Below are 26,499 nucleotides of genomic sequence, written 5' to 3'. Positions count from 1 at the left end.
GTTGAGGTCCCGAGATGCAAGAGGAGTCAAACAGCATGCAGCCGCTCCGACGTGCCCTGTGCGCCGCCGCGCTGCTGGCCGCGGCCGGCGTGCGCGCCGCCGCGCCATCGACAGCCCCGGCCCAGCGCCGCGTGGCACTGGTGATCGGCAACAGCGCCTACCGGGTGGGGCCGCTGAAGAACCCGGTGGCGGATGCCGGCGCGATGGCCACGGCGCTGCGCGGGCTGGGCTTCGAGGTGACGCTGGCGCAGGACACGAGCCTGCGCGATCTGATCGAGGCCTTCCGCCGCTTCTCGCTGGACACGCGCGGCGCGGCGGTGCGGCTGCTCTTCTATGCCGGCCATGGCGTGCAGGTGAAGGGCCGCAACTACCTGCTGCCGGTGGACACCGAGATCCGCGCCGAGGACGAGGTGCCGGCCAAGAGCGCCGACCTCAACGAGCTGCTGGACCGGTTGGGCACGCTGCAGCAGGGCATCAACATCGTCATCCTCGATGCCTGCCGCAACAACCCGTTCTCCGGCGCGGAGATCCTGGGCCCGGACGGGCGGCGCCTGAAGTTCCGCGGCGCCACGCCAGCGGGGCTGGCGCCGGTGGAGGCGCCGCTGGGCTCGATGGTGGCCTTCTCCACCGCCCCCGGCGGCGTGGCGCTGGACAACCCCAGGGAACCCAACAGCCTCTACACCAAGCACCTCCTGAGCGCGCTGCAGGCGCCGGGGCTGCCCATCGAGCTGCTGTTCAAGCAGGTGCGCCTGAGCGTGGCGCGCGAAACGGGGCGCGTGCAGGTGCCCTGGGAGAGTTCCAGCCTCACCGGCGACTTCTGCTTCAAGCCGGGGCCGGGCGGGGGGTGCACGGTGGTGCGGTGAGGGCAGTGAGGCGAAAGACGCGAGAAGGCAAAGGGAAGTGGGCTGAAGACATCAGCCCGTAGGCTCAGGTGCCATGCTCCCTGCTTCGTCATTCCCGCGCAGGCGGGAACCTAGGCGGTCCCACATCGGAGCGCAAGAGCCAGCGCAGGCATCACGACATCCAGTTCCTCGGCGTGCCGCTCAAGTAGCTCGCGGCTGCTTGAGGGCCGCCTGGGTCCCCAGCCTGCGCGGGGATGACGAAGTGGGGTGCGGGGCGCGTCAGCTCCCGGCCAACGTTCAACTCCCGCCCCCCTTCCGCCCCACCACCACCCCCTTGGCCACATCAGACCCACCGGCTTGGTCAGGTGCATCGTCGCGGCGGGCGTCGCGGCGGGCTTGGCGGCTGGGGCGCGGGCGCCTGACGCCAGCCAGGACAGGAACGTCCTCATGGGTGCCGCGACCACCGCGGGCCAGCCGTGATGCTTGTCACGTCAACCCGCGCCGCATGCGTGCCACCCCCGTCCGGGAGTGAACAGCCGGCCGCGGCGGCGCAACGCAAGGACATCGATCCACCGCCTTCAGGAGCCTTCCATGAGCGCCACGACGATGTCCCGCCAGAACGCCGAAGCCGCCGCCTTCGAGCTGCGCTACCGCTCGCTGCTGGAGCAGGGCCGCGTCTTCGCCTTCCCCTGCGACGCGGCCGGCCTCGTGGACATCGACGCCCTGGACGACGGCACGCGGCTGAACTACTTCTACGCCCGCACCGTCATCGGCCGCGAGTTCGCCCGGCCGACGGTGGCGCCGGTGGCGCTGCACTGAACCCAGGGTGCCTGCACCGCCACGCCCGCCGGCGCTGGCTGACAACCTGTAACCGGACTGGCACCGGTTGCTTTCCTGGGGCGGTTTGGCGCGGAACCCCGGGCGGAGAAGAATGCCCCGTTCCCATGACCGTGCTGCAGCCCCCCTCACCGGCCCGCCCAGACCCCGCGGCGCCGGGCTTTTCCTGTCCTGCCACCCCGACCGGGGCCTCGCTCGATGAGCTGGCGGCCCTGGCCGCGCAGCTGTGCGGCGTGCCCATGGCCGCCATCAGCCTGTGCGATGCCCGGGGCCGGCGCCTGAGCGGCCACGCCGGGCCGGGCCCGGCGCAGCCGGCCCTGGCGTTGGCGCAGGCGCTGCAGGCGCTGGGCCAGGACGAGGAAGTCCTGGTCACCGACCCCCGTACCGACCCGCGCCTGGCCGATGTGCTGAACGCCGGCGACGAGGTGCCGCGCTTCTGCGCCGCCGTGCCGCTGTGCCTGGGCGGCACGGCGGCGGGGCTGCTGCTGGTGGCCGATCACCGCCCGCGCGAGCTCAGCGCCGCGCAGCGCCAGGCATTGGGCACGCTGGGCCGGCTGGCCGGGGTGCAGTTCGAGCTGGAGCGGCGCCTGGACGACCTGGCGCGCGCCGAGGCCTCCGCCTCGGCCAGCGACGAGCGCTTCCGCGTCGTGGCGCGCTCCACCGTCGATGCGGTGTGGGACTGGGACATTGCCCGCAGCGCGATGTGGTGGAACGAGGCCGTCACGGTGCTGTTCGGCCATCCGCCCGAGAGCGTGGTGCCGACGCTGGAGTGGTGGGCCGAGCGCATCCACCCGGAAGACCGCGAGCGCGTGCTGGCGAGCTTCCTGGGCGTCATCGACGGCGGCGGCAGCGCCTGGCATGCCGAATACCGCTTCCAGCGCGCCGACGGCGACTGGGCCCACATCGACGACCGCGGCTACGTCATCCGCGACGGCGCCGGGCAGCCGCTGCGCATCGTCGGCGCCATGCACGACCTGACGCAGCACCGGCGCAGCGCGCACGAGCTGCAGCGCATGCGCGCGTACCTGCAGAACATCATCGACTCCATGCCCTCGGTGCTGGTGGGCGTGGACGGCGAGGGCCGCGTCAGCACCTGGAACGCCTCGGCCGAGCGCGCCACCGGGCTGGCGGCGGCGCAGGCGGTGGGCCGGCGCTTCGAGCAGGTGCTGCCGCAGTACGCGGGGCTGATGGACAGCGTGCGCCGCGCCATCGCCGAGGGCCAGCCCGTGCGCGCGCCGCGCCAGGCCTTCGAGCGCGAGGGCGACATGCGCTTCGCCGACGTCGTGACCTACCCGCTGGCCGCCAACGGCGCCGTGGGCGCCGTGATCCGCGTCGATGACGTCACCGAGCGCGTGCGCATCGAGCAGATGATGGTGCAGACCGAGAAGATGATGTCCGTGGGCGGGCTGGCCGCGGGCATGGCGCACGAGATCAACAACCCGCTGGGCGTGATCCTGCAGAGCTGCCAGAACCTGCGCCGGCGACTGGGCACCGAGCTGCCGGCCAACCACCGCGTCGCCCAGGAGGTGGGGCTGGACCTGGACGCGCTGCAGCGCTACCTGGGCGCGCGCGGGCTGGTCAGCTTCGTCGAGGCGATCCAGGAGGCCGGCGAGCGCGCCGGGCGCATCGTGGCCGACATGCTGGCCTTCAGCCGCCGCGCCGACAGCGCCTTCGCCCCCGAGCGCGTGGACGCCATGCTCGACGCCGTGCTGCGCCTGGCCGCCAGCGACTACGACCTCAAGAAGCAGTACGACTTCAAGCAGATCGAGATCGAGCGCCGCTACGACCCGGCGCTGCCCGGCGTGCCCTGCGTGCGCACCGAGATCGAGCAGGTGCTGCTCAACCTGGTCAAGAACGCCGCTCAGGCCATGGCCGGGGTGCGCGGGCGCGCGCCGCGGCTGGTGCTGCGCACCGCGCGCGAGGGCGAGCACGCGCGCATCGACATCGAGGACAACGGCCCCGGCATCGAGCCCGCGGCGCAGCGGCGCATCTTCGAGCCCTTCTACACGACCAAGCCGGTGGGCATCGGCACGGGGCTGGGGCTGTCGGTGTCGTACTTCATCGTCACCGACCACCACAAGGGCGCCATCGAGCTGGAATCCACGCCCGGCGAGGGCACGCGCTTCACGCTGCGTCTGCCGCTGCGCCAGGCAGGGAGCCTCACATGACGGCGCTGCGGGTGCTGGTGGTGGACGACGAGCCGGTGATCGCGCTGTGCGTGCAGGCCTTCCTGGAGGACGACGGCATGGAGGTCACCACCGTGTCCTCGGGCGAGGAGGCGCTGGCGCGCGTGGGGGCGGGAGACTGCTTCGACGTCTGCATCATGGACGTGCGGCTGCCCGGCATCGACGGCGCCACCACCGTGGCGCGGCTGGCGGCACTGTGCCCGGCGCTGCGCTTCGCCATGCACACCGGCTCGGCCGAGTACGAGCTGCCCGACGAGCTGACGGCGCTGGGCGAGATCCCGCTGCTGAACAAGCCGCTGCGCGACATGACGCCGCTGGCGGCCACGGTGCGGCGCCTGGCGGGCGGGGGCTGAGCGCAGCCGCCATTTGTTTCGTCACGCGCCATGTCCAGCCGCATCCTGAGCATCGACGACGACGCCGGCATCCGCCGCAGCCTGGGCGCGTACCTGGAGGACTGCGGCCACGAGGTGATCGAGGCCGCCGATGGCCGCTCCGGGCTGGAGGCCTTCGAGCGCGGGCAGCCCGAGCTGGTGCTGTGCGACTTGGGCCTGCCCGACATGAGCGGGCTGGAGGTGGTGGCGGCGCTGCACGCGCGCTCGCCCGACACGCCGCTGATCGTCATCTCCGGCATGGCGGCGGTGGGCGACGCGGTGCAGGCGCTCAAGCGCGGCGCCTGGGACTACATCACCAAGCCCATCGCCGACTTCGGTGTGCTCGACACCGCCATCACCCACGCGCTGGAGCGCGCCGGGCTGATACGCCAGAACCGCGAGCAGCAGGCGCGGCTGGAGGCGATGAACCGCCAGCTCGCCCACACCCTGCGCCAGCTCCAGGAGGACGAGGAGGCCGCGCGCACGCTGCAGCAGCGGCTGCTGCCGCCCGACGGCCTGGGCTTCGGCGCCTACCGCTTCACGCGCCGGCTGCTGCCCTCGGCCTACCTCTCGGGCGACTTCATCGACTACTTCGCGCTGGACGGGCAGCGCATCGGCTTCTACCTGGCCGACGTGGCCGGCCACGGCGCGGCCTCGGCCTTCGTGGCGGTGATCCTCAAGACGCTGGTGGGGCGCTACCTGCGCGCGCATGTGCGCCAGGGCGACGCCACCATCCTGCACCCGGCGCAGACGCTGGCGCAGCTCAACCGCGACTTCTGCGCCGAGGGCCTGGACAAGCACGCCACCATGCTCTACGGCGTGATCGACCAGCGCGAGGACCTGCTGTGCTGGGGCAACGCCGGGCACTTTCCCTATCCGCTGCTGCACGACGGCGTGGGCGCGCGCTTCCTGGCACACCCGGGGCGGCCCATCGGCCTGTTCGAGAACGCGCGCTACCAGGAGCATTGCCTGCACCTGCCGCAGCGCTGCCGGCTGCTGATCGCCTCCGACGGCCTGCTGGAGCTGCTGCCGCCGCAGCCGCGCGCCGGGCGCGCCGAAGGGCTGCTGCCGCACCTGGACGACGTGGACGGCAGCCTGGAGAACTTCATGCAACGCCTGGGGCTGGAGCAGCAGGCCGAGCGCATCGACGACATCGCCCTGCTGGAGATCGACCGCCATGGCTGAAGCCCTGATCCTGCACGCCTGCCGCGACGGCATCCACGTGCTGCGCCTGCTCGGCGAGGTGCGCTACCCGCTGGCGCCGGCGCTGGACGCGTACCTGCGCCGGCTGTTCGACGGCCCGGCGCCGGCGGGCTTCGTCATCGACCTGAGCGCGACGGACGCCATCGACAGCACGCACCTGGGCCTGCTGGCGCGCCTGAGCACGCGGCTGCGCCAGGCCGGCGCGCCGCGCGCGACCATCGTCAGCACCCGGCCCGACATCACCGAGGTGCTGCTGAGCATGGGCTTCGACGAGGAATTCCAGTTGGTGGGCGAGGACGGGCGGATCGGGCCGGCGGCCGGCGCCGAGGCGGTGCCGGCCGGCGAGGGCGAGCCGGACGAGGCGGCGCTCAACCGCACGCTGCTGGACGCGCACCGCGCACTGATCGAGCTCAGCGAACGCAACCGCGAGGCCTTCGCCGACGTGGTGGCGCAACTCGAACGGGAGCAGGGCGCGGGCCGGTCCTGATCCCGCCGCCGGCCTCGGGCGCAGCGCCGCCGTGCCTTTGGTCAGATGTTTCGCCGCGGTGCGCGGGCGTACCTTGCTCTCCTCGCGGCCGTGCCGGATGGAGCCGGCCGAGCCCTGTGGCGTGCCGGGCTGCTGCCGTCCCGCATGCCGCATCCGGTCATGGCAGCGCCGGCATCCGAGGAGCAGGTCATGTGCCGTCTGCCGCACCGCCATTCGATCTTCTGCATCATCCCGCCCTACGTCCTGGACCAGATTGCGCAGCGAGGTTCGCCCTCGCAGCGGGCCGCGGCCCTGCGCACCAAGTCGGTGGACAACACCTTCCGCGCCATGCGCCTGTCCGGGCAGGCCTCGCGCGCGGCGGCCCAGCGCCGCATGCCCAGCCTGGCGACGGAGGCGCAAAAGCGCCGCACCATCTACACCGCCGCCCACAGCGAAAGCCTGCCCGGCACGCTGGTCCGCGGCGAGGGCCAGGCTCCCAGCGGGGACCCGGCCGTGGACGAGGCCTATGACGGGCTGGGGGCCACCTTCGACCTGTTCGCGGATGTCTTCGAGCGCAACTCGATCGACGATGCGGGCATGGCGCTCGATGCCACGGTCCACTTCGGCCAGGACTACAACAACGCGTTCTGGAATTCGCAGCAGATGGTGTTCGGCGATGGCGACGGCGAGTTGTTCAACCGCTTCACGATCGCACTGGACGTGATCGGCCACGAGCTGGCGCATGGCGTCACCGAGGACGAGGCGCGGCTGCAGTACCTCAACCAGGCCGGGGCCCTCAACGAGTCGATGTCCGATGTCTTCGGCTCGCTGGTCAAGCAGTACGCCCTGCGGCAGACGGCCGACCAGGCGGACTGGCTGATCGGCGCGGGCCTGCTGGCGCCGGGCATCCAGGGCGTGGCGCTGCGGTCGATGAAGGCGCCGGGGACCGCCTTTGCCGACCCCCTGCTGGGCGAGGACCCGCAGCCCGCGCACATGCGCGATTTCGTCCATACCTTCGAGGACTACGGCGGCGTGCACATCAACTCCGGCATTCCCAACCACGCCTTCTTCCAGGTCGCCTCGCGCCTGGGCGGCCACGCCTGGGAGCATGCCGGGCGCATCTGGTACGAGGCGCTGCGCGACCCGCGGGTGCGCCCCTATTCCGGTTTCCGCGCCTTCGCCCGCGTGACGCGAGACGTGGCCAGCCGGCTCTACGGCTTCAACAGTCCGCAGCGCCAGGCCGTGCACGAGGGCTGGGCCGAAGTGGGTATCGCGGTGTGAGCGCTCCAGCCTCCTCCGGTACGGCGCAACCCGACGCCCTGGTGGAAATCCACCAGGAGGGCGGCTTGGCCTACTTTCCCGGCCTGAGCAAGCCGCAGGCGCTGGACCTGGCGCAACTTGATGCCGCCGAGCAGGCCGAGCTGCGGCGGATGGTCGAGGCTGCCGGCTTTTTTGCGCAGCCTCCCAGGGTGGGTGCGGCGATGCGCGGCGCGGCCGACCAGCAGCGCAGCGTGCTCACCATCGCCCTGGACGGGCGCCGCCACACCGTCAGCGTGCTGCGCCCCGTTGCCGATGACGCGCTGCGGGCGCTGCTGGACTGGGTGCAGGCGCATGTCAAAGCCCAGCGGCTGCGCCAGCGCAAGCCGCCCGCTCCACCCGCAGGCGGCTGATCCGTGCGTGTGCCCGGCCGAACGGGAGGCGGCCGGGCTGCACGCAGCACAGGGGGGCTGCCCGCTGCGGCATCCACAATGCCTGCGCATGAGCCGCCCCCTGCCGTCCCCGCCTGCCGCTGCTTCCGCCACCCCCTTCACCTCGCTCGTCGCCGCCGCCGGCCTGGCCCTGGCCGCCGCGGTGTCGCTGGGCCTGTCGCGCTTTTCCTATGCGCTGCTGCTGCCGCCCATGGCGGCGGACCTGGGCTGGAACTGGTTCACCGGCGGGGCCATGAACACCGCCAACGCCGCGGGCTACCTGCTGGGCGCGCTGCTGGCGCCGCGCGCGCTGGCCCGCCATGACGCCCGCGCGCTGCTGCTGGGCGGCGGCTTCGCGGCGGCGCTGCTGCTGGCGCTGCACGGCGCGGTGCGGCACGACGCCCTGCTGGCGGCGCTGCGGCTGCTCACCGGCGTGGCCAGCGCGGCCAGCTTCATCTCCGGCGGGTTGCTGGCGGCGCGGCTGGCGGCCCAGGCCGGACACGCCGGGCTGCTGCTGGGCCTGTACTACGGCGGCACCGGGCTGGGCATCGTTGCCTCGGCGCTGCTGGTGCCGCTGGCGGTGCGGCAGGCGCCGGACTGGCCGTGGGCTTGGCTGGCCCTGGGCGGCGCGGCGCTGGGGGCGACGCTGCTCACGGCCCGCGCCACGCGGGCGCTGCATGCCGACCCGGCCGCCGCGCCCGGCACCCCGCGCGAGCGCCTGCGCTGGGCGCCGCTGGCCTTCGCGCTGGCCGGCTACCTGATGTTCGGCCTGGGCTACATCGGCTACATGAGTTTTGTGATTGCCCTGCTGCGCGAGCAGGGGCTGTCCGAAACCCTGCGCACGGGCTTCTACGTGCTGCTGGGCGTGGGCGTGGTGGCCTCGTCGTGGCTGTGGGCGGCGCTGCTGCAGCGGGCCAGGGCGGGCGGGGCGCTGGCGCTGCTCAACGGGCTGCTGGCGCTGGCGACGCTGCTGCCGGTGCTCAGCGCCCATCCGCTGCCGGTGTTCGTGTCCGGGGCGCTGTTCGGCGCGGTGTTCCTGTCGGTGGTGGCCTCGACCACGGCGCTGGTGCGGCGCAACCTGCCGCCGGCGCAGTGGCCGGCCGGGATCGCGGCCTTCACCATCGTCTTCGCCGCCGGCCAGATCGCCGGGCCCACGCTGGTGGGCTGGCTCGCCGACGGGCCCGGCGGGCTGACCAGCGGTTTCCTGTGCTCGGCCGCGGCGCTGGCGCTGGGCAGCGTGCTGGCGCTGGGGCAGCGTCCGCTGGCCCACAAGGGCTGAGCGCGGGCCCGTGCTTGCCGCGGGCGTGCCGGCCGGCGCTGGCAGCATAGGCGGCTCGAATTCCTGGGAGCCCGCATGCACCACGACTGTCCCGAGTCGTCCCGTCGTTCACTGATCCGCGCCATGCCGCGCCGAGGCCGGCGCCTGGCCGGGCTGCTGCTGGCGGCGGCGGCCGTGCTGGGCGGCTGCGCGCAGCCCGTGGCCGCGCCGCTGCGCCAGGCCCCGCCGCAGCTGGGCGGCTTCGCCTTCGCGCTCATGGGCGACATGCCCTACAGCCCGCGCGAGATGGCGCAGGTGGACGCGCTGATCCAGTCGGTCAATGCCGACGCCGAGGTGGGGCTGGTGCTGCACGTGGGCGACGTCAAGGGCGGGGGCGAGCGCTGCGACGAGCCGCTGTACCGCGAGCGGCTGCGGCAGCTGCAGCAGGTGGCGCGGCCGCTGCTGTACACGCCCGGCGACAACGAGTGGACCGACTGCCACCGCCCCAGCAACGGCGCCTACGTACCCACCGAGCGCCTGGCGCTGCTGCGCCGCGTCTTCTTCCCCGAGCCCGGCCGCAGCCTGGGCCGCGAGCCCGTGGCGCTGCGCTCGCAGGCGCAGGAGGGCGGCGCGCACGCGGCCTTCGTCGAGAACGTGATGGCCGAGCGCCAGGGCGTGCTCTTCGCCACGCTGCACGTGGTGGGCAGCCGCAACGGCCTGGCGCCGTGGATGGGCGTCGATCCCAAGGACGGCGTGACCGGCAACAACCCCGAGCGCAACGCCGAGTTCGAGGCGCGGCAGGCGGCGAACCTGGCGTGGCTGGACCGGCTCTTCGACGAGGCGCAGCGCCGCAACGCCGCGGGCGTGGTGGTGGCGATGCAGGCCAATCCGCGCATCGAGGCCGAGCCCGGCAGCCTCACGCGCAACGGCTTCGACGCCGTGCTGGCGCGGCTGCACGGCCGGGCGCAGGCCTTCGGCCGCCCGGTGCTGCTGGTGCACGGCGACGACCACGAGTTCTTCATCGACCAGCCCTGGTACCGCGACAAGGGCGAGGAGCCGCGCCTGGCCAACGTGACGCGCGTGCAGGGCTACGGCAGCCCGCGCCTGCACTGGGTCAAGGTGCGCGTGCTGCCCAACACGCCCGAGGTGTTCCACATCGAGCCGCAGCGGGTGAGGGGGAATCCTTGAAAGAGGGCCGGACACGCCCTTCGCCATGGCCGCAGGCCCGGTTTTTCACCAGCCCATGAACCGACTCGATTAACCTATTAGGTTAAATTGGAACCATGGAAAAGGGCACGCCACACTGCCAGCTGTTGTGGTGAAGGCGCTGGTGCAGGCTGGCAAGGTGCGGACGACGAGGTCAGCGCGTGAGGGCGCCGTGGCGCTGGGCTTGGACTTCGACGCCATGCTGGCCGTGGTGCTGGCGCTCACCCGGGCCGACTTCTACAAGAGCATGACGACTCATGCCGACCACCGCGTGTGGCAGGACGTCTACCGGCCCATGACGCCTGTGGGCGCGGTGTATCTGAAGCTCACCGTCGTCAACGACGTGCTCATCGTTTCTTTCAAGGAGCTGTGACCATGCGCTGCCCGAACTGCGGACAGACGACGCTGGTGCATGACACCCGCGATGTGCCCTACACGTACAAAGGCGAATCGACATTGCTGCCAAGGGTCACGGGCGACTTTTGCACGGCCTGTGGCGAGTCCGTGCTTGATGCGGCCGAGTCCCGGCGCACCATGGACTTGATGTTGGCTTTCCACAAGCAGGTCAACGCGTCGAACGTAGACCCGGAATTCATTGCCCGGGTGCGCAAGAAGCTCAAGCTGGACCAGCGTGAAGCCGGTGAGATTTTTGGCGGCGGCGTCAATGCGTTCTCGCGCTACGAGAACGGCAAGACGAAGCCGCCACTGGCTTTGGTGAAGTTGCTGAAGGTGCTGGACCGGCACCCCGATCTGCTGGCCGAGGTACGGGCGGCGTAAGCAGCCCGGACGCTTCGCGCCGCGTCTACCGCCCGCGCCGGTAGTTCACTGCTTCCACGCGCGGCTTGCGGATCTGCTCCAGCCGCGGCGAAGGCCGTGTCACCTTGGCGTCGTAGGGGTGGTCGGTGATGCCCGCGGCCTCCAGCACCTTGGCGACGTAGCCGCGCGTCTCCTCGTAGGGCGGCACGCCCAGGTGGCGGTCCACCGTGCCCTCGCCGGCGTTGTAGGCGGCGGCCACCAGCTGCAGGTCGCCCTCGAAGTAGGCCAGCAGCCAGCGCAGGTAGGCCAGCCCGCCGCGCACGTTCTGCACCGGGTCGAACGGGTCGCGCACGTTGAAGCGCTCGGCCGTGGCGGGAATGAGCTGCATCAGCCCCTGCGCGTTCTTGGGCGAGACGGCTGCCGGGTTGAAGCCGGACTCGGCCTGCATGATCGCCAGCGCCAGCTCGGGCTTGATCTGGTACTGCGGTGCGAGCTTGTTGACCATCGCGACCACCTGCTTCGGCGCCACCTTGAGCAGCCGCGCGCGCTTGGTCGGATCGGCCACCAGCCCCGGCCGCGAGGGCACACCGTTGATCATGGTGATCACGGCCGGCGGCGGCGCCGGCGGCACCATGCAGTCGGGCTCCTCGGGCGCCACGCCGCCCATCATCCTCAGCATCTCGGTGCCCTGCGGGATGCCCTTGGCGGCGGCGAGCTTGAACAGGTGCGCGGCCCAGGCGTCGTTGCGCGGCACGCCGCGGCCGTAGGCGTAGATCCAGCCCAGGCGGAACTGCGACTCCGCGTCGCCCGCGCGCGCGGCGCGGCAGTACATGGCCGCGGCAAAGGGCTCGTCGCGCGGCACGCCATCGCCCTTCTCGTAGCGCTCGGCATCGGCGCGCAGCATCAGCGCCATCTTCAGGCGCGCTTCGGCGTCTTCCCGGGGCACGGCGGCCAGCGCCGCGGCACCGGAGAGCAACAGCACGACGGCGGCGGCACAGCGTTTCAGCACAGGGTGATGCATGGACGGCAGGCTCCTCAGGCTTGAGACGGTCGAAGCGGCGGGCAGGGGCAAAGGGCCGTGGACGGTACGCAGCAAATCCGTATTCGGGGTGATTGACAAGATGCCCTTGGTCAGCCGCCGACGGCGCCGCAAGGCGCCGCGCGGCAGAGGTGGGCAGGTTCGGCATCCCCGCAGCCATGGACAACCCCCGGAGCGAACGATAGCCAGCGCGGCCCGGGCGCGACAGGAAGCGCCGGCGCAGCGGGCTCCGACCGCCTCTTCCCCTGCGCGCCATCCCCCAAAAGGTGGATCTCTAGGCGCTGGGGGCCGGGAAATCAACCCAAAAGCGACCGTGCCCGGCCCGGGAGAAAGGGAGCCTCCAGGTGGGCGGGCCGCACCGGCCAAGGGCGCCGGGTAGACGCGCCGGACCGTGCACCGGGGCTCAACAGCCGGGGCACTGAGTGCCGCTCGATGCCTGGAATGTCCACACGGGGTGGACGACCGTGGCTCAGCCCTCGGCCCTGAACGCCGCCGCCGAGAGGTTGAGGCGCTTGAGCTTGTCGTGCAGCGTCTGCTTGGGCACGCCCAGCGCGCGCGCCGCGGCGGCGACCTCGCCGCCCTGCTGGCGCAGCGCCTGCGTGATCACGGCGCGCTCGAACTCCTCCATCTGCTCGGGCAGCGTCCGCGCCGCGGCGCCTTCCGCCGGCACGGCCGCCATGCCCGGCGGCGGCGCCATGCCGAGTGCCGCTGGCGCGACGCCGCCGCCCCCGGGCAGCAGGCTGTCGTCGAGCAGGCCCAGCACGAAGCGGTCGGCCACGTTGCGCAGCTCGCGCACGTTGCCGGGCCAGGGATGCGCCATCAGCGCCGCCAGCTGGGCCGGCGCCACCATCGGCGCCGGGCGCTGGTGGCGGCGTGCGGCCTCCAGCGTGAAATGCTCGAACAGCAGCGGGATGTCCTCGCGCCGCGCGCGCAGCGGCGGCAGCTCGATGAAGGCCACGCCGATGCGGTAGTACAGGTCGGCGCGGAAAGCGCCCCGTTCGCTGGCGCGCTGCAGGTCCTCCTTGGCCGCGGCCACCACGCGGCAGTCGATGGGCCGCGGCACGTTGGAGCCCAGCCGCTCGATGCTCCGCTCCTGCAGCGCCCGCAGCAGCTTCACCTGCAGCCCCATGGGCATGCTCTCGATCTCGTCGAGGAACAGCGTGCCGCCCTTGGCGTGCTCCAGTTTCCCCACGCGGACCTTGGTCGCGCCGGTGAAGGCGCCGGGCTCGTGGCCGAACAGCTCGGTCTCGGCCAGGTTCTCGGGCAGGCCGCCGCAGTTGAGCGCGACGAAATTGCCCTTGCGCCGCGGCCCTTGCTCGTGCAGGCAGCGGGCCACCAGCTCCTTGCCGGTGCCGGTCTCGCCGTAGATCACCACGTCGGCCGAGGTGGCGGCCAGCGCCGCGACCTTGGCGCGCACGCGCTCCATCAGCAGCGAGCCGCCCAGCAGCGTGGCCTCCACGCCGCGGCGGCCCTCCAGCTGCGCGCGCAGCTGCTCCACCTGCAGGCTCAGCCGGCGCTTGTCGGCGGCGCGGCGCACGGCCGCCACCAGGGTGTCGGCGCTGCAGGGCTTGGCGATGAAATCCCAGGCGCCCTCGCGCATGGCGCGCACGGCCATGGCGATGTCGCCGTGGCCGGTGACCAGGATCACCGGCAGCTGCGCGTCCAGCGCCTGCAGCTCCGGCAGCCACTGCAGCCCGCTGATACCGGGCAGGCGCACGTCGCACAGCACCACCAGCGCCGCGCCGGCCTGCAGCTGCGGCCGGGCCTCCTCGACGCTGCCGCACTCCACCACCTCGAAGCCGGCGAGCTGCAGCGCCTGCGCGCTGCCCAGGCGCACGTCCTCGTCGTCTTCCACCAGCAGGACGCGGATGGGGGTGTCGGCGGCGGGGGGGAGCGGGGAGGCGGTGGGGGTCATCGGGGGTGTGGGGGAGGAGGTGAAAGGCAGGGGTGTGAGAGACGTGGAGCAGGGGCAGGTTGGCCCGGAGGCTCAAGCGTTGCGCCCTCTACTCCGTCATTCCCGCGAAGGCGGGAACCCAGGCGGTCCCCAAGCCAGCCGCGAGTCGATGGGCCCGCACGCCGATGACTTCGGGCTCGGTTCGCTGCGTCTTCGCTTCGTTTTGCCGTGGGACCGCCTGCGCGGGGATGACGAAGTAGCAGGCGAAGCGGGCTCGCTGACGGCCGACATCCGACAACTTTCTCCGGCCCACCATGTGTTGTCGCGGGCATGACGACGTTTCGTCGTTGGCCTGCGTACCGGCGTACCAAGTGTCGGACCCGCAGCGTCACGGCAGCCGTGCCCCGGAAGCCGCCGAGGCCGCTTCCCCCGGCGCCGCAACCGCCGCCGCCCCGCCCGCCTGCGCCAGCGGCAAGGTGAAGATGAAGCGCGCCCCGCCCTCGCTGCGGTTCTCCGCGCGCAGCGTCCCGCCCGATTCGCGCGCGATGTGCGCCGAGATCATCAGCCCCAGCCCCAGGCCGCTCCCGGCCGGCTTGCTGGTGACGAAGGGTTCGAAAAGGCGCGGCAGGATGTCCTCGCGGATGCCCGGGCCGCTGTCCTCCACGTCGATGCGGGCGCAGGCGCCCTCGACGCGGGCGCGCACGCACAGCCGCCGCGGCGGCGCAGGGGTGCCGCCAGCCTCGGCCGGGGCGGCGGGGGTCTCCAGCGCATCGATGGCATTGGCCATCAGGTTGACCAGCACCTGCTCCAGCCGCGCCTCGTCGGCCAGCACCTGCAGCTTGGGCGGGTCGATGTCCACCTCCAGCTCCACGCCGGCCTCGCGCAGCCGGCGCGACAGCAGGAACTGCGCATTGGCCACCACCGGCGCCAGCGCCACCGGCGCGGCGGGCTGCTGCGACTTGTGGGCAAAGCTCTTCAGCCGCTGCGTCAGCGCGCCCAGCCGGTCCACCAGCTTGGCGATGCGCTGCAGGTTGCCTTCCACGTCCGCGGTGCGGCCGTGCTGCAGCAGCACGCAGGCGTTGTCGGCCAGGGTGCGCATGGCCGCCAGCGGCTGGTTCAGCTCATGGACCATGCCGGCGGACATGCGCCCCAGCAGCGCCATCTTCCCGGCATGGACGAGCTCGTTCTGCGCCGCGCGCAGCTCGGCGGTGCGCTCGACCACGCGCGCCTCCAGGCTGTCGTAGGCCATCTGCAGCGCCAGGCGGCCGGCGCGCTGCTGCGCCAGGGCGCGGCGGCGCTGCAGCCAGGCAAAGCCCAGCAGCGGCAGCAGCAGCCCGGCCAGCGCGCCGGTGAGCGCCATGCGCCGCGCCTCGGCCTGCAGCGGCGCCAGGTCGTCCAGCACCACCAGGCGCCAGGGCGTGCGCTGCAGCAGCCGCTCCGAGGCCAGGTAGCGCCGGCCCTCCAGCGTCAGCAGCCGCGCGGCCGGGTCGGGCAGGGTCTCGCGCACGCGCCAGTCCAGCGGCTTGAGCGCCGCGCCGCCGTAGGAGCGCGTGCGCGCGGCCTCCTGCAGCACGGCGGCGGGCAGGGGCTGCAGCGGGCGGTACTTCCAGCCCTCGCGCGTGCCCAGGATCACGACGCCGTGCTCGTCCAGCGCCAGCACCTCGCCCGGCAGCTTGCGCCAGGCCTGCTCGGTGGTCTCCAGGCTGACCTTCACCGTGGCCACGCCCAGCGGCTGCGGCGGCGGCGCCTCGAAGGCGGGTTTCGGCGCCAGCGCGAAGGAGAGGTAGTAGCCGGGACGGCCGCTGGAGACGCCCACGCCGAAGAAGCGCCCGCGCCGCTGCGCCAGCGCGTCGCGCACGTAGGGGCGGAAGGAGAGGTCCAGCCCCAGCGGCGAGCCGGGCTGGCCGGCGTCGCCCGCGGCCAGCACCCGCCCGCTGCTGCCGATCACGTACAGCATGTCGGCGCCGGCGGTGGCGTTGATGCCGCGCAGCGTGGCGTTGACGTCGTGGCGCAGCGCCTCGTCGCCGGGTGCGCGCAGCAGCTGCATCACCTGCGGCGTGGTCTCCAGCAGCGAGGGCAGGTAGTCGAAACGCGCCAGCTGCGCGTCCAGCCCCGTGGTCACCAGCTCCAGCCGGTGCTGCGCCTCCACCTGCAAGGCCTCCAGGCCGTTGCGCCAGGCCAGGCGGTGGCCGCTCCAGGCGGCGGCGGCCACCAGCGCCAGGCAGGCGCCGCTCCAGGCCAGCAGGGTGCGGAACTTCACGGCAAGCAACATAAAGCGCCGCGGCAGCCGACTGCAAAGGCCGGCCGCGGCGGCGCGCAGCATAAGCGCAGGCCTCGCGTCAGCGTGCCGTCGCGGGCATGTGCACTTCCTGGGTGTCGAGCACTTGCTCCGGTTCCTCGGCCTCGGCCACGGTCTCGCCGTCGAGCACGCGCTTCATGTGCGCCGAGTCCAGGTCACCGGTCCACTTGGCCACCACCAGCGTGGCCACGCCGTTGCCGATCAGGTTGGTGAGCGCGCGCGCCTCGGACATGAAGCGGTCGATGCCCAGGATCAGCGCCAGGCCCGCCACCGGCACGTGGCCCACGGCGGAGAGCGTGGCCGCCAGCACGATGAAGCCGCTGCCCGTCACGCCGGCGGCGCCCTTGGAGGTCAGCAGCAGCACCGCCAGCAGCGTGAGCTGCTGGGTCAGCGTCATGTCGGTGTTGGTGGCCTGGGCGATGAACACTGCCGCCATCGTCAGGTAGATCGAGGTGCCGTCCAGGTTGAAGGAGTAGCCCGTGGGGATCACCAGGCCGACCACGCTCTTGCGCGCGCCCAGGTTCTCCATCTTGGCCATCATGCGCGGCAGCACCGACTCGCTGGACGAGGTGCCCAGCACGATCAGCAGCTCTTCCTTGATGTACTTGATGAACTTCAGGATCGAGAAGCCGGTGGCCTTGGCGATGGCGCCCAGCACCACGAAGATGAACAGCAGGCAGGTGGCGTAGAAGGTGGCCATGAGCTGGCCCAGCTGCACCAGCGAGCCCACGCCGTACTTGCCGATGGTGAAGGCCATCGCGCCGAAGGCGCCGATCGGGGCGACCTTCATGATGTAGCCCACGATGCTGAAGAGCACGTGCGAGAACTTCTCGATGAAGTCGAACACCAGCGTGCCGCGCCCGCCGAACTTGTGCAGCGCGAAGCCGAACATCACGGCGAACAGCAGCACCTGCAGGATCTCGCCCTTGGCGAAGGCATCGACCACCGTGCTCGGGATGACGTTGAGCAGGAAGTCGGTGGTGCTCTGCATCGCGCCGGGCTTGGTGTAGGCGGCCAGGCTCTTGGTGTCGAGCTGGCTCACGTCCACGTTCATGCCCGCGCCGGGCCGCACCAGGTTGATGATGAGCAGGCCCACCAGCAGCGCGACGGTGGAGACGATCTCGAAGTACAGCAGCGCCAAGCCGCCGGTCTTGCCGACCTTCTTCATGTCTTCCATGCCGGCGATGCCCACCACCACGGTGCAGAAGATGATCGGGGCGATGATCATCTTGATCAGCTTGATGAAGCCGTCGCCCAGCGGCTTCATCGCGGCGCCGGTCTCGGGATAGAAGTGGCCCAGCAGCACGCCGATGGCGATGGCGACCAGCACCTGGAAGTACAGCGATCGGTAGATGGGCTTTTTCTGGACAGCGTCCATGAATGTCTCCTCGGACGGCCGTTGGTGGAGGGAAGGGTGGCCGAGCCTCCTTGCTGTGCAAGCCGAATGCCAGCGGCGGGGTGCGCGCTAACCCGTTGATTCGTCACGGATGGGGCTGCTTGGAGCCGCTGAGGCGGGCCGTCCGGCCGGACGGCTCCGCGAGGAGTGGTCCGGGATTCCGGACGGTGGCGCAGGAGCTACGCCAGCAGCCGCAACCCCGGCGGCAGCGCCTCGCCGAAAGCCTGCTGTTCGTCGGCCTCGTCCAGCGCGCGCACCTCGCGCACCAGCCCGATCCAGTGGGCCGCGGCGCCGGCCTCTTCCAGGCGCTGCAGCAGCCGCGCGCGCAAGGCCTCGTCAATGTCGCGCGAGCGGTCGCCGGTGCGGCGCGCCAGGTGCACCGCCGCCAGCGGCGCGGCCGGCACGGCGCGCCAGTCCAGCGCCAGCAGGGCGTCGATCCAGCGCGCCGCCGCTGCCGGCGCCACCACGGTGTGGGCGCTGCCGTACAGCGGCGCGCGCGCGCCCAGCCGGCCCAGCGTCCACAGCTCCAGCGCGGCCGGCGACGCGCCCTTGGCCACCGCCTTGCCGCCCTTGCCCCGGGCCGGCTTCGCGCCGCCCGCCGCCGCGACGGCGCCGGGCAGCTGCCCCAGCAGCCAGTCGCCGATCTCGGCCTTGTGCTCGGCCGGGATGCGCTCCAGCGCTGCGACCAGCCGCAGCATGTCCTCGCGCCCGCCCGGCACCAGCCCCGGCGGGCGCTCGCCTTCGCCCTGCAGGTTGAAGGCAAAGTCCTGCAGCAGCCGGCCCTGGGCCGCCTCGTCCAGCCCGCCGGCCACGCGGCGCCACAGCGTCCACCACTCGGCCATGACCTGCGCATCGGCGCGGTGCTGCACGCCGGCGTCGTAGCTGGCGAACAGCTGCTGCACCCGCCAGTCGTCGGCCGCGAAGCCGAAGCCGGGGCGCAGGCACCAGCCCGCCAGGTTCAGCCACAGCCGCTCGTGGTCCGCGCTGCGGCGCCGGCCGCGCGCGCGCTGCAGCAGCGCATCGAACAGGCGGCGCAGCAGCAGCAGGCTCCAGCGCTCGCGCGCGCCCAGCAGCTGCTCCAGCGCCGTGCGCAGCTGGCGCACCTCCTTGGGCGTGACGTCCTTGGCACGCGGTCCGAACACCCGGTCGATGCGCTCCAGCGCTTCGTTCAGCCGAGGGTGCAGCCCGGCGTCCGAAGTTCCGGACGCCCCCAATCCGCGCAGCCGGAACTCCAGCGCATGCCGCTGCCCGGCCTCGTCCGTCGCCTGCAGCGCCAGCGTGCCGACCTCGGTCAGGGAGGCGGAGAGCTGCACCGGCAACTCGCGGCGCTGGTCCGCCACCTGCACCACGGTGGAGACGGGCGGCAGCGGCGTGAATTCGCCTTCGGCCGGGTTGGTCAGCGCGCCCGGCGCGGGCAGCGCGCCGCCCACGCTGGACAGCAGCGTGAAATTCACCGGCTGTCCCACGCGCAAGGCGAAACGGCGCTCCGCCAGCGGCAGCTCCACGCCGGGCTCGGTGCCGCGTGGCAGCACGCACACGGCGCGGTGCTCGTCGAGCTTGAGCCAGTAGTCGCGCGCCGACCCGCCGCCGAGCTTGGGCGCCGCGCCGCGCCGCGCCAGGCCATGGGCGACGGCGCCGCGCGCCACCGCCAGGTCGGGGTCGGCATTGGCCAGCAGCGTCACCGGGCCGCCGCGCCAGGCCGACAGCACCTCCAGCAGCCGGCGCACGATGGCCTCGGCCTTGAACACGCCGCCGTTGAGCAGCAGCGCGTCCGGCACCGGGAAAGCCGCGTCGCTGCCCAGCGCCTGCCGCGCCACCGCGGCGTGCTGGCGCAGGAAGGCGGCGATGTGGCGCGTGACGGCGCTGTCGGCGGCGTAGGGCAACCCGAATTCGACCAGCCCGGCGCGGCTGCGTTTTACGGGCTCGTCCGGCGCGACATGCGGGAAGAAGCCGTCCAGCGCCAGGGCGTGCACCTCCTCGCGCGTGAAGGTGACGGTCTTCGACCCGCCAATCAACTTGCTGCCGCCGCCCAGCAGCGTGACGTTGGCGCTGTCCGGCGCGTTGGCCGCCAACAGCGTCTCCTTGGCGACGCGGCAGCGCTCGACGAGCTGCGTCAGCCGCCCGGCCGACAGCCGCTCGCCGCCGAGGCGCCGCTCCGCCACATGCGCCAGTGCCAGATCGACGTTGTCGCCGCCCAGCATCAGGTGCTGGCCCACGGCGATGCGGTCCAGCTTCCGGCCGCCCTCGGCGACACGGATCAGGCTCAGGTCAGTGGTGCCGCCGCCCACGTCGCACACCAGCACCAGCCGCGCGCCGCCCAGGGCCGCGGCCAGGTCGGCGCGGTGCTTGAAGGCCCAGTCCTGGAACGCGGCCTGCGGCTCCTCCAGCAGTTTCAGCTGCGGCAGGCCGGCCTCGCGCGCGGCCTCGACGGTGAGCTGGCGCGCGCTGTCGTCGAAGCTGGCCGGGACGGTCAGCACGATGTCCTGCCGCTCCAGCGGCCGGTCCGGGAAGCGCGTGTTCCAGGAGGCGCGCACATGCGCCAGGGTGCTGGCGCTGGCCTGCAGGGGTGAGACCTTGGGCACCTCCGCTTCGGCGCCCCAGGGGAGGATGGGCGCGAGCCGGTCCACCGCCGCGTGCGACAGCCAGCTCTTGGCGCTGGCCACCAGCCGCCCCGGCACCTGCGCGCCCAGGCGCCGTGCCAGCGCGCCGATGACGGCGGGCTCGTCCGAGGGCCAGGGCAGTTGCAGCGCCTGTGGCGGCAGCTCGCCCGGCGCGGGGTGGTAGCGCAGCGAGGGCAGCAGCGGCGGGCGGCCGATCTCGCCGGGGCCGATCAGCTGATCGACCTCGAACAGCCGGATCTCGGTGGCGCCGGGCTCGGCCCAGGCCACCACGGTGTGCGTGGTGCCCAGGTCGATGCCGACCAGGCAGGGCGAGGCCGCGGCGCCGCTCTTCCTCATGCCGCCGCGAGCTGCCCTTCGGTGCCGCGCATGTCGAACTCCACCTTCCACAGCGCGCTGCCGTCGCGCGGCAGGGCGTACAGCTCCAGCGTGCCGGTCTCGGTGACGCGCGCCTGCAGGCTCACCGGCACCACCTCGCCGGGGGTGCGCCCTTCCGCGGGCAGCGTGGCCTGGATTTCCTCCAGCTCATGCAGCTCGTCCTCGGCCCAGAAGTCCAGCAGCGTGCCGACCTGGTCCTGGCGCCGCACCGTGGAGCCGAAGAAGCGGAAATGCACCGGCTCGCCCACCACCAGGCCGAACTCCATTTCCGGCACGTCGGCCTCGGTGCCTTCCTCCATGCCGAAAGGCGCCAGGCACAGCGCCGAGATCGGCGGCTCCATGCCCGGCACGGCCGGCATGGCCGACTCGACCGCCACGTAGTAGGCCTGCGCCGTGCCGCCGCGGATGCGCACGCCGCGTCCGCGCCGCACGTAGCCGTAGTAGGAGGCGCCCTGCGCCACGGCGCGGTCCAGGTCCGCGCCTTCGAGCAGCCGCGCCGGCGGCGCGTTCTCGGAGGCCAGCCAGCCGTTGAGCACGTCCAGCACGCGCTGCGCCAGCAGTTGCGACTTGAACACGCCGCCGTTGAACAGCAGCGCCGTCGGGTGCAGGAACGACGCACCCTCGGGGGCGGCGTTGCCGAAACCCTCCAGCTCGGCGGTGGCGCCGGCCTGGCGGCCCAGGAAGGCGGCGAGGTGGCGGGTGACGGCGGCGTCCTGCGCGTAGGGCAGGCCCACCTGCGTCAGGCCGGCGCGGGTGCGCGTGATGGGCCGGGCCTCGGCGCCGACCTGCGGGAAGAAGCCTTCCACCAGCGTGGCGGCCACTTCCTCGCGCGTGAGCTCGGTGCGGATCGTGCCGCCGATGAGCTTGGAGCCGCGGCTGGGCACCACGATCGGCTGCGCCGGCGCCTCGGGGTCGGCCAGCAGCGTCTCCTTGGCGACGCGGCAGCCCTGGGTCAGCGAGCGCATTTGCCAGGGGTCCAGCGTGGTGCCGGAGGCTGCCAGCTTGCGCGCCACCACGTGGGCCAGCGCCAGGTCCATGTTGTCGCCGCCGAGCAGGATGTGCTCGCCCACGGCGACGCGGTGCAGCTCCAGGTTGCCCTCGCGCTCGACCACGGCGATGAGGCTGAAGTCGCTGGTGCCGCCGCCCACGTCCACCACCAGGATCACGTCGCCCGGCTTGACCTGCTTGCGCCAGGCGCCGTGGCTGCCCTGAATCCAGCTGTAGAGCGCGGCCTGCGGCTCCTCCAGCAGCGTGAACTGGGTGCCGAAGGTGGCGGTGGCGGCCTCGGCCGTCAGCTCGCGCGCGGCCGGGTCGAAGGAGGCGGGGATGGTGACCGTGAGGCTCTGCTGATCCAGCGGCGCCTCCGGGTGCGCATGGTTCCAGGCGTTGCGCAGGTGTTCCAGGTAGCGGATGGAGGCCGTCACCGGCGAGATCTTGCTGACCTCGGCCGGGGCGCCGGCGGGCAGGATGGCGGCGCGGCGGTCCACGCCGGTGTGGCCCAGCCAGCTCTTGGCACTCGACACCTGGCGGATCGGCGTGGTGGCGCCGCGGCTGCGCGCCAGCTCGCCGGCGATGAAGTCCTGGTCCGCGGTCCAGGGCAGGGCCATGTCGCCCGGCGCCAGCTCGTCGGCATGCGGCAGGTACAGGAACGAGGGCAGCAGCGAGCGCTCCTCGACGCTGCCGGGCGCGGTGAGCTGCGGGATGTCCATCGAGCCCTGCACCGTGTTCTCGCCGTCGCTGGCCTGCAGATCGACCCAGGACAGCGCGCAGTGCGTGGTGCCCAGGTCGATGCCGATGGCGTAGCGCGGGCCGGCCTGGGCCGGGGTTTCGGTGCCCTCGGGGGCGAAATTCGTTTCGTCGCTCACAGCTCCACCTCCGCTTGCGCCAGCACGCGCGCGTCATGTTTCTCGGCCAGCTTGGGCAGCTTCACCTCGCTCACGCGCCAGCCGCGGTGGCTGAGCGTGCCGGTGAAGGGCGGCTGCCCCACCACGTTGCCGGTGAGCTTCACCAGCGAGGCATCGAAGCCCGGCTGCAGCGTGACGCGGCTGCCTTCGTTCTCGCTGCGCACCGGCTCGATGCGGAAGTGCTCCTGCAGCACCTTGCGGCAGCCCGCGTGCACCACGCGCACGGCGGCGCCGATGTCGGCGTCGGCATGGCCGGCGAGGTCTTCCTGCATGAAGTCGATGAAGCGCGCCTCGCGCTGCAGCAGCGCCAGCAGCTGCAGCGCGGCGTCGGGGCCGGATTCGCGCAGCACCACGGGGGCCGGGGCGGGCACGGGGGCGGGCTTCGGCACGGGCGCCGGCGCCGGCTTGGGCGCGGCGACGGGAGCCGGGGGCGGCGGGGCGACGGGCGTGGGCGCGGGCGCGGGCGGCTCGTCCAGCCGCTCGTAGCGCGCGGCCTTGTCGGCATTGCCCAGCAGGCTGAAGAAGGCCCCGAAGGCCATCGGAATGCGGCGCAGGAACGAAGGTTTTTGATCCTGGCTGGGGGTGGGCATCGGTGGGTTCTCCGTGGTGGTCCGGCACGGGCGCCGGAGGACGGCAGGTCAGGCGGAGCCGCGGGCCCGGGAGCCCGGCCGCGGCCGCGAGGAATGCGGGCGATTCTAGGGAAGTCCCGGAGTCGGCCGCGTGACGGGCGCGGCGGCCGTGCGTGCCGCAAACGAAACGCCCGGCCCGCGCTGCGCGGGGCAGCCCGGGCCGGGCGTCGGAAGGGCGCTTTCAGCCGGCGGCGCGCGCTGCGGCCGCCGGCGCAGGGCTTACTTGCCCGACAGGCCGGCGAGGTCGCGCAGCACGGCGACCTTGTCGGTGCGCTCCCAGGAGAACTCCGGCTCGTCGCGGCCGAAGTGGCCGTAGGCGGCGGTCTTGCCGTAGATGGGGCGCAGCAGGTCGAGCATCTGGATGATGCCCTTCGGGCGCAGGTCGAAGACCTCGCGCACGATCTCGGCGATGCGCGCGTCGGGAATCTTGCCGGTGCCCTCGGTGTAGACCGTGACGTTCATCGGCTGGGCCACGCCGATGGCGTAGGCGACCTGGATCTGGCACTGGCGCGCCAGGCCGGCGGCGACGATGTTCTTGGCCACGTAGCGCGCGGCGTAGGCGGCGGAGCGGTCCACCTTCGTCGGGTCCTTGCCCGAGAAGGCGCCGCCGCCGTGGGGGCAGGCGCCGCCGTAGGTGTCCACGATGATCTTGCGCCCGGTCAGGCCGCAGTCGCCCTGCGGGCCGCCGATGACGAAGCGGCCGGTTGGGTTGACCAGGTACTTCGTTTCCTTGAGCCACTCGGTGGGCAGCACCGGCTTGATGATCTCCTCGATCACCGCCTCGACGAACTCGGGCTTCATGTGCTTGCCGTCGCTCATCTCGGGCGCGTGCTGGCTGGAGAGCACCACGGTGTCGATGCTGTGGGGCTTGCCGTCCACGTAGCGCATCGTGACCTGGCTCTTGGCGTCCGGGCGCAGGAAGGGCAGGCGGCCGTCCTTGCGCAGCTGGGCCTGGCGCTCGACGAGGCGGTGCGCGTAGTAGATCGGCGCGGGCATGAGCTCGGGCGTCTCGTCGCAGGCGTAGCCGAACATCAGGCCCTGGTCGCCGGCGCCGATGTTGAGGTAGTCGTCGCTGGCGTGGTCCACGCCCTGGGCGATGTCGTTGCTCTGCTTGTCGTAGGCCACGAGCACGGCGCAGCCCTTGTAGTCGATGCCGTACTCGGTGTTGTCGTAGCCGATGCGCTTGATGGTGTCGCGCGCGACCTGGATGTAGTCCACGTGCGCGTTGGTCGTGATCTCGCCGGCGAGCACCACGAGGCCGGTGTTGCACAGCGTCTCGGCCGCCACGCGGCTGCGCGGGTCCTGCGTGAAGATCGCGTCGAGGATCGCGTCCGAGATCTGGTCCGCGACCTTGTCGGGATGGCCTTCGGAGACGGACTCCGAGGTGAAGAGGAAGTCGTTCGCCACTTTTCTACACTCCTGGGTTTGCTGGCTGCGTTGCCGGCCCTGCTCGGGAGTGAGGCGGCGAACGCTTTAGCGGTACTTGTCAGGCTTTCCGGCCCGGTGGGGTTCACACCCACGTCGCCCCGCAAGTTGTCCTTTAAACCGGCGACGCTTCGATTCTATTCAACGATGAACGCACTTCTGCGCTGGATGGCCACTTGGCCGCTGGGTTGGCTGCACGTTGCCGGCAGTTGCCTGGGCTGGCTGAGCTACCTGCTGTCGCCCACCTACCGGCGCCGGCTGCGCGCCAATGCGGACCTGGCGGGCCTGACGCCGGCGCAGCGTCGCGAGGCCGTGACGCAGGCCGGCAAGATGGCCGCCGAGGCGCCGTGGCTGTGGCTGCGCGACGGCACCGTCTCGCCCTACTGCCGCTGGGAGGGGGCCGAGCTCATCGAGCAGGCCTTCGCGCGCGGCAAGGGGCTGGTGATCCTCACGCCGCACCTGGGCTGCTTCGAGATCACCGCCCGTGCCTTTGCCGAGCGCTGGGGCGATTCGAAGCCGCTGACCGTGCTCTACCGCCCCTCGCGCAAGGCCGCGCTGCGCGAACTGGAGGAGACGGCGCGCGGGCGCCCCGGCATGGCCACCGCGCCGGCCACGCTCTCCGGCGTGCGCCAGATGCTGCGCGCGCTCAAGCGCGGCGAGACCATCGGCCTGCTGCCCGACCAGGTGCCGCCCGAGGGCATGGGCGTGTGGGCGCCGTTCTTCGGCCGCGAGGCCTACACCATGACGCTGGCGGCCAAGCTGGTGCGCCAGACCGGCGCCGACTGGCTGCTGATGTGGGCCGAGCGCCTGCCCCAGGGCCGCGGCTACATCCTGCACGTGAGCGCGCCGCGGCAGCCGCTGCCCGGCGCCGGGGAGCCCGACAGCGAGGCGCTGCAGCGCGCCTGTGCCCGCCGCATCAACGAAGAAATGGAACGCCTGATCATGCTCAACCCCGCCCAGTACCTCTGGGGCTACCACCGCTACAAGACGCCGCGCCCGGCCGAGGCGCCCGACGCCGCCGCCGCGCAAGGGTCGGCGTCGTGAGTGTCGGCGCCAAGCTGGGCATCGGGCTGCTGCGCCTGGTGTACCGCCTGCCGCTGGGCGTGCAGGCAGCGCTGGGGCGGGGGCTGGGGGCGCTGGGTTACGCGCTGGCCGGCAGCCGCCGCCGCATCGCGCTGCGCAACGTGGCGCTGTGCTTCCCGCACCTCGATGCCCAGGAGCGCCGGCGCCTGGTGCGCGAGCATTTCGGCTGGCTGTTCCGCAGCCTGATCGAGCGCGGCCTGCTGTGGTATGCGCCGGCGCAGCGGCTCAGGAAGCTCATCCACGTCGAGGGCGACGTGGGGCTGGCCGAGCGCAGCCCGCGGCCGGTGATGTGGCTGGTGCCGCACTTCGTGGGGCTGGACGTGGCCGGCGTGGCCACGCAGCTGTTCCAGAAGCAGAAGGTGGGCTCGATCTACCAGGCGCAGAGCAACCCGGTGTGGGACGCCGAGATCCGCAAGGGCCGGCTGCGCTTCGGGCAGGGCGACGTGTTTGCGCGCAGCGAGCGCGCGCTGCCGCTGGTGCGCGCCATCATGCGCGGCTGGGCCTTCTTCAACCTGCCCGACATGGACTTCGGCATCAAGGACGCCGCCTTCGTGCCCTTCTTCGACGTGCCCGCGGCCACGCTGCTGGCGCCGGCGCGGATGGCGCGCTCGCTGGACATGGTGGTGCAGCCGGTGGTGGTGGAGATGCTGCCCGGCGGCCAGGGCTACAAGGTGAAGTTCCTGCCGCCCTGGGACGACTGGCCCACCGGCGACCTCGAAGCCGACGCCGCCAGCATGAACCGCTGGATCGAAGAGGAAATCCGCCACTGCCCGGCGCAGTACCTGTGGGTGCACAAGCGCTTCAAGACGCGGCCGCCGGGGCAGCCGTCGCTGTACGGCTGAGCGCTGGGGCGGGGCCGTCACGGCCGCCAGCCCGCCGGCGCATCGGTTGCGTAAACCTTGCAGGGAGCGCTTGCGCGCCGCGGGCCATGGCACAGACCCTGCCTGCGCCGGCTCCAAAAATCATGGAATCACCGATTCTCAAGGATCGGGCTGAATTCATGGCCCGTCATTGCCGTGCG

21 protein-coding genes and 2 pseudogenes are annotated in these 26,499 nt (G+C 72.5%); 15 read left to right on the top strand and 8 right to left on the bottom strand.

The genetic code is table 11. The annotated features are described in order from the left end of the window. The first annotated feature begins 35 nt into the window (after positions 1 to 35). The 13 genes and pseudogenes from HHL10_RS01295 (at position 36) to HHL10_RS01240 (ending at position 10,834) form a co-directional block, all read left to right on the top strand. Complete coding sequence (locus tag HHL10_RS01295) at positions 36 to 863, top strand: caspase family protein (protein WP_169158530.1); 828 nt, start codon at positions 36 to 38, stop codon at positions 861 to 863. Between the two features lie 570 nt (positions 864 to 1,433). Further along, on the top strand, positions 1,434 to 1,661 hold the full coding sequence (locus HHL10_RS01290) for a hypothetical protein (RefSeq protein ID WP_235970966.1): 228 nt from the start codon (positions 1,434 to 1,436) through the stop codon (positions 1,659 to 1,661). A 125-nt stretch (positions 1,662 to 1,786) separates the two neighbouring features. Continuing rightward, the gene (locus HHL10_RS01285; RefSeq protein ID WP_169158529.1) at positions 1,787 to 3,847 is read left to right on the top strand and encodes a PAS domain S-box protein; all 2,061 of its coding nucleotides are present in this window, start codon (positions 1,787 to 1,789) and stop codon (positions 3,845 to 3,847) included. Next, complete coding sequence (locus HHL10_RS01280; protein ID WP_169158528.1) at positions 3,844 to 4,218, top strand: response regulator; 375 nt, start codon at positions 3,844 to 3,846, stop codon at positions 4,216 to 4,218. Before HHL10_RS01285 ends, HHL10_RS01280 begins: the two co-directional genes overlap by 4 nt. A gap of 30 nt (positions 4,219 to 4,248) precedes the next feature. Further along, positions 4,249 to 5,421, top strand: a complete 1,173-nt coding sequence (locus HHL10_RS01275) for a SpoIIE family protein phosphatase (protein WP_169158527.1) — start codon at positions 4,249 to 4,251, stop codon at positions 5,419 to 5,421. Continuing rightward, entirely contained in the window at positions 5,414 to 5,926 is a 513-nt protein-coding gene (locus HHL10_RS01270; RefSeq protein WP_169158526.1) for an STAS domain-containing protein, read from the top strand. The genes HHL10_RS01275 and HHL10_RS01270 overlap by 8 nt, the downstream gene beginning before the upstream one ends. Positions 5,927 to 6,115: 189 nt before the next feature. Further along, complete coding sequence (locus tag HHL10_RS01265) at positions 6,116 to 7,186, top strand: M4 family metallopeptidase (protein ID WP_169158525.1); 1,071 nt, start codon at positions 6,116 to 6,118, stop codon at positions 7,184 to 7,186. Then, positions 7,183 to 7,575 (top strand): protealysin inhibitor emfourin, encoded by a 393-nt coding sequence (locus HHL10_RS01260; protein WP_169158524.1) that lies wholly within the window; start codon positions 7,183 to 7,185, stop codon positions 7,573 to 7,575. The genes HHL10_RS01265 and HHL10_RS01260 overlap by 4 nt, the downstream gene beginning before the upstream one ends. Before the next feature lie 88 nt (positions 7,576 to 7,663). After that, positions 7,664 to 8,872 (top strand): YbfB/YjiJ family MFS transporter, encoded by a 1,209-nt coding sequence (locus HHL10_RS01255; RefSeq protein WP_169158523.1) that lies wholly within the window; start codon positions 7,664 to 7,666, stop codon positions 8,870 to 8,872. A 75-nt stretch (positions 8,873 to 8,947) separates the two neighbouring features. After that, on the top strand, positions 8,948 to 10,039 hold the full coding sequence (locus HHL10_RS01250) for a hypothetical protein (RefSeq protein WP_169158522.1): 1,092 nt from the start codon (positions 8,948 to 8,950) through the stop codon (positions 10,037 to 10,039). Positions 10,040 to 10,166: 127 nt separating this feature from the next. Continuing rightward, positions 10,167 to 10,364 (top strand): annotated as a pseudogene (locus HHL10_RS01245) (type II toxin-antitoxin system MqsR family toxin); the annotation flags it as partial. Next, positions 10,331 to 10,426, top strand: a pseudogene (locus HHL10_RS31305) (hypothetical protein); the annotation flags it as partial. The pseudogenes HHL10_RS01245 and HHL10_RS31305, both read left to right, overlap by 34 nt. 6 nt (positions 10,427 to 10,432) lie before the next feature. Beyond that, the gene (locus HHL10_RS01240) at positions 10,433 to 10,834 is read left to right on the top strand and encodes a type II toxin-antitoxin system MqsA family antitoxin (RefSeq protein ID WP_205832859.1); all 402 of its coding nucleotides are present in this window, start codon (positions 10,433 to 10,435) and stop codon (positions 10,832 to 10,834) included. Between the two features lie 25 nt (positions 10,835 to 10,859). Here HHL10_RS01240 and HHL10_RS01235 read toward each other — a convergent pair whose 3' ends face one another. From HHL10_RS01235 to metK, 8 genes are all read right to left on the bottom strand, one after another. Beyond that, entirely contained in the window at positions 10,860 to 11,834 is a 975-nt protein-coding gene (locus HHL10_RS01235) for a transglycosylase SLT domain-containing protein (RefSeq protein ID WP_169158519.1), read from the bottom strand. Positions 11,835 to 12,321: 487 nt separating this feature from the next. Continuing rightward, positions 12,322 to 13,767, bottom strand: a complete 1,446-nt coding sequence (locus HHL10_RS01230; protein WP_169158518.1) for a sigma-54-dependent transcriptional regulator — start codon at positions 13,765 to 13,767, stop codon at positions 12,322 to 12,324. 367 nt (positions 13,768 to 14,134) lie between these two features. Then, positions 14,135 to 16,006, bottom strand: coding sequence for a sensor histidine kinase (locus tag HHL10_RS01225; RefSeq protein ID WP_310734502.1), 1,872 nt, complete (start codon positions 16,004 to 16,006; stop codon positions 14,135 to 14,137). 79 nt (positions 16,007 to 16,085) lie between these two features. After that, positions 16,086 to 17,423 (bottom strand): dicarboxylate/amino acid:cation symporter, encoded by a 1,338-nt coding sequence (locus HHL10_RS01220; protein WP_169158516.1) that lies wholly within the window; start codon positions 17,421 to 17,423, stop codon positions 16,086 to 16,088. A gap of 197 nt (positions 17,424 to 17,620) precedes the next feature. Further along, positions 17,621 to 20,398, bottom strand: a complete 2,778-nt coding sequence (locus HHL10_RS01215) for an Hsp70 family protein (protein WP_169158515.1) — start codon at positions 20,396 to 20,398, stop codon at positions 17,621 to 17,623. Beyond that, on the bottom strand, positions 20,395 to 22,302 hold the full coding sequence (locus tag HHL10_RS01210) for an Hsp70 family protein (RefSeq protein WP_169158514.1): 1,908 nt from the start codon (positions 22,300 to 22,302) through the stop codon (positions 20,395 to 20,397). The genes HHL10_RS01215 and HHL10_RS01210 overlap by 4 nt, the downstream gene beginning before the upstream one ends. Further along, complete coding sequence (locus HHL10_RS01205; protein WP_169158513.1) at positions 22,299 to 22,931, bottom strand: DUF2760 domain-containing protein; 633 nt, start codon at positions 22,929 to 22,931, stop codon at positions 22,299 to 22,301. Before HHL10_RS01205 ends, HHL10_RS01210 begins: the two co-directional genes overlap by 4 nt. A 258-nt stretch (positions 22,932 to 23,189) precedes the next feature. Further along, positions 23,190 to 24,377 carry a methionine adenosyltransferase gene (metK, locus tag HHL10_RS01200; RefSeq protein WP_169158512.1) on the bottom strand — a complete coding sequence of 396 codons (1,188 nt, stop codon included), beginning with the start codon at positions 24,375 to 24,377 and terminating at the stop codon, positions 23,190 to 23,192. A gap of 165 nt (positions 24,378 to 24,542) precedes the next feature. On the opposite strand from metK, the gene HHL10_RS01195 reads away from it, so the two are divergent. Together HHL10_RS01195 and HHL10_RS01190 are read left to right on the top strand one after the other, a co-directional pair. Continuing rightward, the gene (locus tag HHL10_RS01195; RefSeq protein WP_169158511.1) at positions 24,543 to 25,439 is read left to right on the top strand and encodes a lysophospholipid acyltransferase family protein; all 897 of its coding nucleotides are present in this window, start codon (positions 24,543 to 24,545) and stop codon (positions 25,437 to 25,439) included. After that, positions 25,436 to 26,320 carry an LpxL/LpxP family acyltransferase gene (locus HHL10_RS01190; protein ID WP_169158510.1) on the top strand — a complete coding sequence of 295 codons (885 nt, stop codon included), beginning with the start codon at positions 25,436 to 25,438 and terminating at the stop codon, positions 26,318 to 26,320. Before HHL10_RS01195 ends, HHL10_RS01190 begins: the two co-directional genes overlap by 4 nt. Positions 26,321 to 26,499: the final 179 nt, after the last annotated feature.

The sequence above is a fragment of the Azohydromonas caseinilytica genome (genome assembly GCF_012927045.1).
Classification (GTDB): Bacteria; Pseudomonadota; Gammaproteobacteria; order Burkholderiales; family Burkholderiaceae_C; genus Azohydromonas; species Azohydromonas caseinilytica.
The sequence above is the reverse complement of the archived record's forward strand: the minus strand, read 5'-3'. Positions and strand labels throughout refer to the sequence as shown.